We start from the raw sequence: 11,404 nt of genomic DNA on the forward strand, positions 1-11,404 counted from the left end.
CGCGTCCCGCCGCCCCCGGGGCCGTCCGCCCCGGGGCCGGGGGATTCTCAGAGAACTCTCAGACACGGCACCTACGGTGCCCCGCATGGACACCAAGAAGACCCCCGCCCCGCAGCCCGCCGAGGCGGACCCCACCCCCACCGACCTCACCAAGGCCGAGACCTCCCCGACCCCCGAGGCCGCCGCCCCGGCCAAGGCCGAGGTTCCGGCGCAGGCCGATGCCAATGCCGACGCCGCGTCCGCCGAGGCGGAGCTCGCTGACGCGGACCTCGACGACGAGAGCTTCGACGAGGACCTTGCCGAGGACCGCAAGCCCGGCCACGTCGGCTCCGCCGCCTTCGCGATCGTCTCCGCCGGCCTCGGCGTCGTCGCCCTCAGCGGGAGCTGGGTCTCCGGCATCGTGTCCGAGCGCGCCAGTGTCCTCGCCCGCCTGGAGCTGACCCAGGCCGCCGACGCCAACGCTCAGATCGCCGCCCAGTTCGTCGACCCGTGGCACGCCACCGCCATGGTGAACGGGATCTTCGCCGTCCTCGCCCTGATCATCGCCACCTTCGTGCTGGCCCTGCCCGCCTTCAGCTCCCCCGAGCGCCACCTCCCCACCTGGGTACGGTCGGTCTCCTGGGCGGGCATCGGCCTGGGCGCCCTCGGCGTACTGCTCTTCGTCCTCATGTACTTCGACCTCCTCCTCGCCGTCCCCAAGGCGGCCGGCGCCGGCGCCTAGCCCCACGGGGCGCCCCGGCCCCCGGCGGTCCGGTCAGCGGCCGCCCGCAGGCCGCCCGGCCGGGCGTATGAGCACCTTGCCGGAGGCGAGGTCTATCGGTCCCCGTCCCGGATCGGCGTCATCGACGTCGGTCCGGGACAGCTCCAGCCGCTTCCGTTCCTCCTCGGTATGCCTGCGCCCCGGGCCGAACAGTTCCTCGATCATGTTGAACACCGCGTCCACCGCACCTTTCGTCCCCGGCCGGGGACTTGCCGGTCACCGCACCGTCAGGGTCAGGATCCTGTCGTCACCGGCCTCCGGCGACCCGCGACCGTCCGTCTCGCTCGTCACCAGCAGCAGCTTGTCCCCACCGAGCGGGACCACCGTGCGCAGCCGCCCGTACTTCCCTTGCAGGAAGGACTCCGGCTCCGCCGCCTGCGCGGCCCCGGCCAGCGGTATCCGCCACAGCCGCTCGCCCCGCAGTCCGGCCATCCACACCGACCCCTCCGCCCAGGCGATCCCGCTCGGAGAGGCTTCCTCGGTCTTCCACACCGCCACCGGATCCCGCATACCCGGTTTTCCGGCCTTTCCCTCGGCCTCCGGCCAGCCATAATTGGCCCCGGGCTCGATCAGGTTCAGCTCGTCCCAGGTGTTCTGGCCGAACTCGGCCGCCCAGAGCCGCTTCTCCTTGTCCCAGGTGAGGCCCTGCACATTGCGGTGGCCGTAGGAGTAGACGACGGAATCCGGCTCCGGATTGCCGTGCACCGGTTCCCCGTCCGGGGTCATCCGAAGGATCTTGCCGCCCAGCGACGCCTTGTCCTGCGCCAGCCCGGTGACGCCCGTCTCGCCCGTGCCCGCGTAGAGCATCTTGTCCGGGCCGAAGGCGATCCGCCCGCCGTTGTGGATCAGTCCTTTGGGGATGCCCCGGAACACCGTGTCCGGGGCGCCCAGTTGCTGGCCGGCCGGTCTCTGCTCGTCATAGCGCAGCCGTGCGATGCGGTTGTCGGACGCGGTGGTGAAGTACACGTAGACCAGGCGGTCCGAGGCGAAGGAAGGCGACAGGGCGAGCCCCAGCAGCCCGCCCTCGCCGCCCGGATCCACGCCGGGCACCTCGCCGATCCGCGTCACCGCGCCGGAGCCCGCCGCGACCCGGCTGATCGTGCCCCTGTCCCGCGAGGCCACCAGCAGATCGCCGCCCGGCAGCGGGGCCACGCCCCACGGGGACTCCAGCCCCTTGGCCACCTCGCCCGTGACGGTCACCGCCCCCTTCGCGGGCGGCACCGGAACCGAGGGGGAGACCTGCGCACCCCCGGAAGCCCCCGGCGACCCGGACCCGGAGGCCGCCGGTCCCGGTGGTGAGCCGCCCGGCCCGCTCCCCGGCCCGCCCTCCGGCGCGCAGCCCGCCGCCAGCAGCGCCCCGCACCCCGCCAGCACGGCCGCCGCCAGCAGGCCCCGGCGCCGCGCGCCCGGGCCCTCGTACCCCCTCGGTCCGGGAGACCCCGCCCGCCCGAAAGAACGTCCCCATCGCATCGCCCTGCTCCCTTCCGGTCCTCCGATCCTGCCCTTCACCCGTCTCAACAGCTCCGGCAGTTCTCGAAGTTCCACCACTCGTACACTCGATCGAGTGGTCATGGGCGCTCAGTCCCAGGCTCCCACCTCGACCGGAAGCTCCGCGATCTCCGCCAGATCCCCGGCCGAGAGCCGCAGCCACGCCGCCCCCGCGTTCTCCACGGCCCAGTGCGAGCGGTCGGCCCCCGGGACCGGCACCACCTGCGGCCCCTGCGCCAGCACCCACGCCAGCGCCACCTGCGCGACCGTGACCTGCGGACCGTGCCGCCGCGCCACCCGGCGCAGTCCCGCCAGCAGCACCTGGTTCGAGGCCATCGCCTCGGCCGTGAACCGGGGGTGCCGGGCCCGTACGTCCTGCGACTCGAAGCCCTCGCCCGGCGTGAGCGTCCCCGTCAGGAACCCGCTGCCCAGCGGCATCGCCGCCAGGAAGCCCACCCCGCGCGCCGCGCACCACGGCAGCAGCTGCCAGGCCGCCTCCGGCGACCACACCGACAGCTCCGCCTGCACCGCGCTCACCGGGAACACCTGCTGCATCCGCTCCAGGTGCCGCAGGGTCGTGCGGTACGCCCGGTCCCCGCGCCGCCCCGCGCCCGGTCCGGCCCCGGCGCCCAGCGCGCAGTAGCCGAGGGCCCGGACCTTGCCCGCGCCCACCAGCTCCGCCATCGCCCCCCAGGTCTCCTCCACGGGCACGTCCGGATCCACCCGGTGCAGCTGGTAGAGGTCGATGACGTCGGTCCGCAGCCGCCGCAGCGAGGCGTCGCACGCCCGCCGCAGATAGCCCGGCCGGCCGTCCGCCACCACGTGCTGCTCGCCCGCCCGCAGCCCCACCTTCGCCGAGACGAACGCCTCCGGGCGCCGCTCCCGCAGCACCCGCCCCAGCAGCAGCTCGTTGGTGAACGGCCCGTACACATCGGCCGTGTCCAGCAGGTTCGACCCCAGGTCCAGCGCCGCGTGCACGGCGGCCAGCGACTCCTGACCCCGCCGCCGCGAAGGCGCGTACGCCCAGCTCATCGGCATGCAGCCGAGGCCGACGGCGCCCACGGTCAGCGCCCCCGCCCCGATCGACCTGCGCTCCACCCCGTGGTCCCCCTTACGCTCCGGTGAACAAACTAACGGCTTGATCAAGACGGCTTGGCATAGCCTCGCGATCATGACTGCAACGCCCCATGACGTCTGGCTCCCCTTCCCCGCCGAAGAGGTCCCCGGTCTGCCCGGTTCCTTCCGGTACCGCCGCTGGGACGGAGAGGACGCGTTCCCGGCCGATCCGGCCGACTGCGTCTTCTACGTGACCCCCTACATGAAGTCGTCCGAGGTCACCGTGCGCCCGCTCGCCGCGATGCCGGCCGTCCGCGTCGTCCAGACCCTCACCGCCGGCATCGACCACGTCATGGGCGGCCTGGGGGAGCTGCGTCCCGGCGTCCGGCTGTGCAACGCCGCGGGGGTCCACACGGCCAGCACCGCCGAACTGGCGCTCACCCTGACGCTCGCCTCCCTGCGCGGGATCCCCGGAATGGTCCGGGGCCAGGACCGCGAGGAGTGGCGCTCCGGCTTCTACGACGCCCTCGCCGACCGGACAGTTCTGATCATCGGCTACGGATCCATCGGCTCCGCCATCGAGGACCGTCTGGTGCCCTTCGAGTGCGAACGCGTCCTACGGGTCGCCCGCACGGCGCGCACCACCGCGCGCGGGCCTGTGCACGCCCTCTCCGAGCTTCCCGCGCTCCTCCCGCAAGCCGATGTGGTGATCCTCGTGACCCCGCTGACCGAGGCCACCCGGGGGCTGGTGGACGCCGGCTTCCTGAGCCGCATGAAGGACGGCGCCCTGCTCGTGAACGTGGCGCGCGGTCCCGTCGTCGACACCGAGTCCCTGCTGGCGGAGGTGGAATCGGGCCGGCTGCGCGCGGCGCTCGACGTCACCGACCCCGAACCGCTGCCCGCCGGACACCCGCTCTGGCACGCCCCGAACGTGCTCATCACCCCCCATGTGGGCGGCAGCAGCTCGGCGTTCGAGCCGCGGGCCAAGCGCCTGCTCGCGCGCCAGCTCACGCGCTTCGCCGCGGGGGAGCCCCTGGAGCACGTCGTTCACGTCACCGAGTGACCCGATGCGGGTACGCTCCGCATTTGTCCGGGTGCGCGCCCCGCTGCAACTCCCCGATGGTGACGCTGAGTAGAGAAGCTATGTCCCTGAGTGACGAAAGTGGTGTATCGTCCGGAAGAAGGGGCTGCGCCACGAACGTCTGGCGCTGGGGAGTGATCGGACACTTTGGGGGGCGACGGGCGATGCACGGCCAATGGACGAAGGATCCGACGCGGTACAGCCGCCGGAGGCGACGCAGCCGCAACTGGGCCGCGCCGGAACCAGCCGGCGAGGGGCACCGGTGAGCACCCAGGGGGCGGCGCTGCTCGACCGGCCCTCCGTCTCGGGCGGGAGCCGGGGGCTGGCCATACAGCTGCTCCTCGCGGTCGTCAGCGGCGGATACGCCGTCGGCGCCGCCCTCAACTGGGGCTCGGAGGAACTGGCCGAGATCATGGGCGACTTCGGCCTCAGCTCCGCCGGGCTGCTCGCCGCCGTCTCCTGCTACACGTACGCGCGGACGATCGACAGCCGCGAGCGGCCCGCCTGGCTGCTCTTCGCCTTCTCCTCGCTCATGGGCGCCTGCGGGAACGCCGTCTGGGGCTGGTACGAGGTGGTCCTCGGCCAGGACGTGCCGAAGCCCTCCGTGGCGGACTTCGCCTTCCTCTGCTTCGCCCCGCCCGCCATCGTCGGCCTGCTCGTGCTCGCCAAGCGCCCGGTCACCCGCGCCGGCTGGGTCTGCCTCGGGCTCGACTCCTGGCTCATCGGCGGCTCGCTGCTCACCCTCTCCTGGAGTCTCGCGCTCGCGCACGCGGCGCGCACCGCCCAGTCCGGCGCCCCCGGCAGCGTCCCGCGCGCCGCCCTCTCGCTGGCCTACCCGCTGCTGGACATCGCGCTCGTCTCGATGGTGCTCGTCCTGCACTTCCGCCGCAGCGAGACCAACCGCTCCGCCGTCAACACCGCCATCGCCGCGCTCGCCCTGACGGTCCTCAGCGACGCCCTGTTCACCTCGCCGCTGCTGAGCGCCGAGTACCAGTCCGGCCAGCTGCTCGACGCCGGCTGGTTCGCCGGCTCGCTGCTCCTCGCGTACGCGCCCTGGGGCGCCCGGCGGCTCCACCCGGGGCCGGTGCCCGCCGCCCCGCCCCGCAGGGACCGCCCGCACAGCCGGCCGATCACCGGATCGCTGCCCGCGCTCACGCCGTACCTCGCGGCCGCCGTCTGCACCCTCGGCATCCTGTACAACGTGGTCGACGGCCGGAAGGTCGACCGCATGGTCGTCTTCACCGGCTGCACCGTGGTCCTCGCCCTCGTCATCCGGCAGGGCATCATGCTCCTCGACAACATCGCGCTCACCCAGGAACTGGCCCAGAAGGAGAACCACTTCCGCTCCCTGGTCCAGGGCTCCAGCGACGTCATCATGATCGCCGCCCCCACCGGGACCCTGCGCTACGTCAGCCCCGCAGCCGCCGGGGTCTACGGCCGGGAGGCCGAGGAGCTGGTCGGCACCGAGCTGGCCACCCTGATCCACCCCCACGACCTCGGCCGGGTGGTCCACGAGGTGCGCCGCTTCCTCGCCGCGCCGCCCGCCGAGGAGCCCACCACCCGCATCGAGTGCCGCTTCAAGTCCGGCACCGGCGAGTGGCTGAACGTGGAGTCCACCGTCAACCGCCACCAGGGCGGGCTCATCCTCAACAGCCGCGACGTCACCGAGCGCGTCCGGCTCCAGGCCCAGCTCCAGCACAGCGCCGAGCACGACCCGCTGACCGACCTGCCCAACCGGGCCCTCTTCACCCGGCGCGTGCGCCAGGCCCTGGCCGGCCGCCGCGCGGGCGACCACAGCACCGCCGTGCTCTTCATCGACCTCGACGGCTTCAAGGCGGTCAACGACACCATCGGCCACCAGGCCGGGGACGAACTGCTCGTCGAGGCCGCGCGCCGGCTCCAGGACTCCGTACGGGCGGGGGACACCGCAGCCCGGCTCGGCGGGGACGAGTTCGCCGCGCTCATCCTGGGCGACGGCGGCCGCGACCGCGGGGCCCGCGAGTACCAGGTCAGGGAGATCGCGGACCGGCTGCGCACCACCCTCTCCCAGCCCTACCGCATCGGCGGCAACGAGGTCCGGGTCGCCGCCAGCATCGGCGTGGCCTTCGCGGACCCCGGGATCACCCCCTCGGACCTCATGCGCAACGCCGACCTCGCGATGTACCGGGCCAAGGCCGGCGGCAAGGACCGGGTCGAGCTGTACGCGCCCCAGATGCAGGCCGAGGTGGTCCGCAAGGCCGAGCTGGCGGGCCGACTGCGCACCGCGCTGCACGAGGGGGAGTTCGCGCTGCTCCACCAGCCCGTGGTCTCCCTGGCCACCGGCGAGATCGCGGCCGTCGCCGCCCAGGCCCGGTGGCGCTCCGCCCAGGGCATCCTCTTCACCCCGGCCGAGTTCCTGCGGGTAGCCGAGTACAGCGAGGGCGGCGCGGGCGGTCCGGGGCACGGCCCCCCGGACGCCTCGCGCACCGCCGAGCTGGGGCGCTGGCTGCTGGAGCAGGCCGTGGAGCAGGCCGCCGACCGGCACCGGGCCGGGCACGACGTGCCCGTGGCCGTACGGATGACCGCGCAGCGCCTCCTGGACAGCGCCGTGCCCCTCAGCTCCGTCGAGGCCCTGCTGACCCGCCACGGGCTGCCCTCCGGGGCGCTGGTGCTGGAGCTCGCGGTCTCCGACCCCCGGGTGCCCTTCGACGACCTGGAGCGCCGCCTGGCGGCCCTGCACCGGCTCGGGGTGGGCATCTCGCTGGACGGCTTCGGCAGCGGCTACGCGGCCATCAGCGCCCTGCGCCGGCTGCCCGTGGACATGCTCAAGCTGGACCGGGGCCTGGTGGAGGGCGTGGCCGAGTCCGCCCGCCTGCACAAGATCACCGCCGGGCTCCTGCGCATCGCGAACGACCTGGGCATGCGCTCGGTGGCCGACGGGGTGGACCTGCCCGAGCAGGTGATGGCGCTGCGCGCCATGGGATGCACGCACGGTCAGGGGAAGGCGTTTTCCGGCCCCCTCGACGAGTACCGGCTGCGCCGCGCACTGGTGCGCGGTACGTTCGCCGTACCGGGTGGAGCGGCGCAGCCCGCGCTGGCGGGCGGTTCCCCCGGCGGCCCCCTGGCCCTCCACCGAGGCTCACATGATGAGACGCCCGTCCCACCTACTTGACATCACCCTCCCGCCAGGGGGAGGGTCAATGCCATGCGCACCCGAATTCTCGTACTTGGAAAGCGCGTCGGCTGAAGCAGGGACCTGCATGTTCCCCGCTCGACACACCCGACGCGCTCCCCTCGCTTGCCTCCGGCACGAGGGGTTTTTTGTTGCACTGGCACAGAATCGAATCCGCGTGAAACCCTCAGCTTCGAGAAGAGAATGCCGATGACCGAGCAGGCCACCGGGGCCCACCATCCGCAGCCGCGGCCCCGTTCCGGCGGACAGCAGCCCGCCGCAGTTGAGCACGTCACGGGTGCGCAGTCCCTCATCCGCTCTCTCGAAGAGGTGGGGTGCGACACCGTCTTCGGAATCCCCGGAGGCGCCATCCTCCCCGCGTACGACCCGATGATGGACTCCAAGAAGGTCCGTCACATCCTGGTCCGCCACGAGCAGGGGGCCGGCCACGCCGCCACCGGCTACGCGCAGGCCACCGGCAAGGTCGGCGTCTGCATGGCCACCTCCGGCCCCGGCGCCACCAACCTGGTCACCCCCATCGCGGACGCCCACATGGACTCCGTCCCGCTGGTCGCGATCACCGGCCAGGTCTCCTCCAAGGCGATCGGCACCGACGCCTTCCAGGAGGCGGACATCGTCGGCATCACCATGCCGATCACCAAGCACAACTTCCTGGTCACCCGTGCCGAGGACATCCCGAGGACCATCGCCGAGGCGTTCCACATCGCCGCCACCGGCCGCCCCGGCCCGGTCCTCGTCGACATCGCCAAGGACGCCCTCCAGGCGAAGACCACCTTCGCGTGGCCGCCCAGCCAGGACCTCCCCGGCTACCGCCCGGTCACCAAGCCGCACGCCAAGCAGATCCGCGAGGCGGCCAAGCTCATCTGCCAGGCCAAGCGCCCCGTGCTGTACGTCGGCGGCGGCGTCATGAAGTCCGGCGCCACCGCCGAGCTCAAGGTCCTGGCCGAGCTGACCGGCGTCCCGGTCTGCACCACCCTGATGGCGCTGGGCTCCTTCCCCGACAGCCACCCGCTGCACGTCGGCATGCCCGGCATGCACGGCTCCGTCACCGGGGTCACCTCCCTGCAGAAGTCGGACCTGCTGATCGCCCTCGGCACCCGCTTCGACGACCGCGTCACCGGCAAGCTGGACAGCTTCGCCCCCTTCGCCAAGGTCATCCACGCCGACATCGACCCGGCCGAGATCGGCAAGAACCGCGCCGTCGACGTCCCGATCGTCGGCGACGCCCGCGAGGTCATCGCGGACCTGATCCAGGCGGTCCAGGCCGAGCACACCGAGGGCAACGCCGGTGACTACAGCGCCTGGTGGAGCGACCTCAGCCGCTGGCGCGAGACCTACCCGCTCGGCTACGACCTGCCCGAGGACGGCAGCCTCTCCCCGCAGCAGGTCATCGAGCGCATCGGCGCCCTGGCCCCGCAGGGCACCGTCTTCGCCGCGGGCGTCGGCCAGCACCAGATGTGGGCCTCGCACTTCGTGAAGTACGAGGAGCCGCGCACCTGGCTGAACTCCGGCGGCGCCGGGACCATGGGCTACGCGGTCCCCGCCGCGATGGGCGCCAAGGTCGGCATGCCCGGGCGCACGGTCTGGGCGATCGACGGCGACGGCTGTTTCCAGATGACCAACCAGGAACTGGTCACCTGCGCGCTGAACAACATCCCGATCAAGGTCGCGATCATCAACAACGGCGCCCTCGGCATGGTCCGCCAGTGGCAGACGCTGTTCTACAACCAGCGCTACTCCAACACCGTCCTGCACGCCGACGACACCGGCCACGACACCGTCGGCTCCCAGCTCGGCGAGTCCACCGCCCCCCGCAAGGGCACCCGCGTCCCGGACTTCGTCAAGCTGTCCGAGGCCATGGGCTGCGTCGCGCTGCGCTGCGAGGACCCCGCCGACCTGGACAAGGTCATCGCCGAGGCCAACGCCATCAACGACCGGCCCGTCGTGATCGACTTCATCGTCCACGAGGACGCCATGGTGTGGCCGATGGTCGCCGCCGGCACCTCCAACGACGAGGTCATGGCAGCGCGGGGTGTCCGTCCCGACTTCGGCGACAACGAAGACGACTGAGCCGAGAGAGCCGAGAGAGAGAACGCCCCACATGTCCAAGCACACGCTCTCCGTCCTGGTCGAGAACACGCCCGGCATCCTGGCCCGGATCGCCGCCCTGTTCTCCCGCCGCGGGTTCAACATCGACTCCCTCGCGGTCGGGGTCACCGAGCACCCCGACATCTCCCGCATCACCATCGTCGTCAACGTCGAGGACCTTCCGCTGGAGCAGGTGACCAAGCAGCTCAACAAGCTGGTCAACGTGCTCAAGATCGTCGAGCTGGAGCCGCACAACGCCATCGAGCGCGAGCTCGTCCTGGTGAAGGTCCGCGCCGACAACGAGACCCGCTCGCAGATCGTCGAGATCGTCCAGCTGTTCCGCGCCAAGACCGTCGACGTCTCCCCGGAGGCCGTCACCATCGAGGCCACCGGCGGCTCCGACAAGCTCGGCGCCATGCTCAAGATGCTGGAGCCCTTCGGCATCAAGGAGCTCGTGCAGTCCGGCACGATCGCCATAGGGCGCGGCGGACGGTCCATCACGGACCGCAGCCTGCGCGCGCTCGACCGCAGCGCCTGACCCGCGGGGCCCGACCCGCCCCGCACCACCGCCCGCTCCACCGCCCGCGAGCCGCCCGGGACACACGTGGCCCGCATGGCGAGACCGGCAGACTCAGATTCCGTTCCCCGCCGTACGGTGGGAGCAACACCAGCGCACCAAGGAGATATCCCAGTGGCCGAGCTGTTCTACGAGAACGACGCCGACCTGTCCATCATCCAGGGCCGCAAGGTCGCGGTCATCGGCTACGGCAGCCAGGGCCACGCCCACGCGCTGTCGCTCCGTGACTCCGGCGTCGACGTCGTCGTCGGCCTGAAGGAGGGCTCGAAGTCCAAGGCCAAGGCCGAGGAGCAGGGTCTCAAGGTCGTCCCCGTGGCCGAGGCCGCCGCCTGGGCGAACGTCATCATGATCCTCACCCCGGACCCGCTCCAGGCCGAGATCTACGAGGAGTCCATCAAGGACCACCTCGAAGAGGGCGACGCGCTCTTCTTCGGCCACGGCTTCAACGTCCGCTACGGCTTCATCAAGCCCCCGGCCCACGTGGACGTCGCCCTGGTCGCCCCGAAGGGCCCCGGCCACCTGGTGCGCCGCCAGTACGAGGAGGGCCGCGGCGTCCCGTGCATCGCGGCCGTCGAGCAGGACTTCTCGGGCAACGCCTTCGCCCTCGCGCTCTCCTACGCGGCCGGCATCGGCGGCACCCGCGCCGGTGTCATCAAGACCACCTTCACCGAGGAGACCGAGACCGACCTCTTCGGTGAGCAGGCCGTCCTCTGCGGTGGTGCGTCCGCGCTGGTCAAGGCCGGTTTCGAGACCCTGACCGAGGCCGGTTACCAGCCGGAGATCGCCTACTTCGAGTGCCTGCACGAGCTGAAGCTCATCGTCGACCTCATGTACGAGGGCGGCCTGGAGAAGATGCGCTGGTCGGTCTCCGAGACCGCCGAGTGGGGCGACTACATCACCGGCCCGCGTGTCATCACCGACGCCACCAAGGCCGAGATGAAGAAGGTCCTGGAGGAGATCCAGAGCGGCAAGTTCGCCGAGGAGTGGATGGCCGAGTACAAGGCCGGCCTGCCGAAGTACAACGAGTACAAGAAGGCCGACTCGGAGCACCTGCTGGAGACCACCGGCAAGAAGCTCCGCAAGCTGATGAGCTGGGTCGACAGCGACGAGAGCTGATCGCACGGCGGCGGGGGCTTCGCAGACCTCGGCCATCGCGTTGATGAAGGAGATCTTCGTGGCGAG

Annotated in this window: 9 protein-coding genes; 6 read left to right on the forward strand and 3 right to left on the reverse strand. The window is 72.0% G+C overall.

Features of this window, described 5'->3' with window-relative positions; translation table 11 throughout:
- Window positions 1–85: 85 nt before the first annotated feature.
- Window positions 86–721, forward strand: coding sequence for a hypothetical protein (locus ABZ873_RS20880; RefSeq protein WP_360873995.1), 636 nt, complete (start codon window positions 86–88; stop codon window positions 719–721).
- 33 nt (window positions 722–754) lie between these two features.
- Here ABZ873_RS20880 and ABZ873_RS20885 read toward each other — a convergent pair whose 3' ends face one another.
- The 3 genes from ABZ873_RS20885 to ABZ873_RS20895 form a co-directional block, all read right to left on the reverse strand.
- Window positions 755–934, reverse strand: a complete 180-nt coding sequence (locus tag ABZ873_RS20885) for a DUF6191 domain-containing protein (protein WP_360874036.1) — start codon at window positions 932–934, stop codon at window positions 755–757.
- Between the two features lie 42 nt (window positions 935–976).
- Window positions 977–2,230, reverse strand: a complete 1,254-nt coding sequence (locus ABZ873_RS20890; RefSeq protein ID WP_360873997.1) for a PQQ-dependent sugar dehydrogenase — start codon at window positions 2,228–2,230, stop codon at window positions 977–979.
- Between the two features lie 108 nt (window positions 2,231–2,338).
- On the reverse strand, window positions 2,339–3,346 hold the full coding sequence (locus ABZ873_RS20895) for an aldo/keto reductase (protein ID WP_360874000.1): 1,008 nt from the start codon (window positions 3,344–3,346) through the stop codon (window positions 2,339–2,341).
- 73 nt (window positions 3,347–3,419) lie between these two features.
- On the opposite strand from ABZ873_RS20895, the gene ABZ873_RS20900 reads away from it, so the two are divergent.
- From ABZ873_RS20900 to ilvC, 5 genes are all read left to right on the forward strand, one after another.
- Window positions 3,420–4,367 (forward strand): 2-hydroxyacid dehydrogenase, encoded by a 948-nt coding sequence (locus tag ABZ873_RS20900; RefSeq protein WP_360874003.1) that lies wholly within the window; start codon window positions 3,420–3,422, stop codon window positions 4,365–4,367.
- Window positions 4,368–4,668: 301 nt separating this feature from the next.
- Window positions 4,669–7,536, forward strand: a complete 2,868-nt coding sequence (locus tag ABZ873_RS20905; protein WP_360874039.1) for an EAL domain-containing protein — start codon at window positions 4,669–4,671, stop codon at window positions 7,534–7,536.
- A gap of 204 nt (window positions 7,537–7,740) precedes the next feature.
- Window positions 7,741–9,627, forward strand: a complete 1,887-nt coding sequence (locus ABZ873_RS20910; RefSeq protein ID WP_360874006.1) for an acetolactate synthase large subunit — start codon at window positions 7,741–7,743, stop codon at window positions 9,625–9,627.
- Between the two features lie 31 nt (window positions 9,628–9,658).
- Window positions 9,659–10,183, forward strand: coding sequence for an acetolactate synthase small subunit (gene ilvN, locus ABZ873_RS20915; protein ID WP_030027475.1), 525 nt, complete (start codon window positions 9,659–9,661; stop codon window positions 10,181–10,183).
- Window positions 10,184–10,336: 153 nt separating this feature from the next.
- Window positions 10,337–11,338, forward strand: a complete 1,002-nt coding sequence (ilvC, locus tag ABZ873_RS20920) for a ketol-acid reductoisomerase (RefSeq protein ID WP_360874009.1) — start codon at window positions 10,337–10,339, stop codon at window positions 11,336–11,338.
- Window positions 11,339–11,404: the final 66 nt, after the last annotated feature.

Source organism: Streptomyces sp. NPDC047014 (genome assembly GCF_040644195.1).
In the GTDB taxonomy this organism is placed as follows: domain Bacteria; phylum Actinomycetota; class Actinomycetes; order Streptomycetales; family Streptomycetaceae; genus Streptomyces.

Excerpts from the sequence above, each read along its gene's own strand:
- ABZ873_RS20900 (WP_360874003.1), top strand. The coding sequence starts at position 3,420 with ATGACTGCAACGCCCCATGACGTCTGGCTCCCCTTCCCCGCCGAAGAG.
- ABZ873_RS20890 (WP_360873997.1), bottom strand. The coding sequence starts at position 2,230 with ATGCGATGGGGACGTTCTTTCGGGCGGGCGGGGTCTCCCGGACCGAGG.
- ABZ873_RS20880 (WP_360873995.1), top strand. The coding sequence starts at position 86 with ATGGACACCAAGAAGACCCCCGCCCCGCAGCCCGCCGAGGCGGACCCC.
- ilvN (WP_030027475.1), top strand. The coding sequence starts at position 9,659 with ATGTCCAAGCACACGCTCTCCGTCCTGGTCGAGAACACGCCCGGCATC.
- ABZ873_RS20910 (WP_360874006.1), top strand. The coding sequence starts at position 7,741 with ATGCCGATGACCGAGCAGGCCACCGGGGCCCACCATCCGCAGCCGCGG.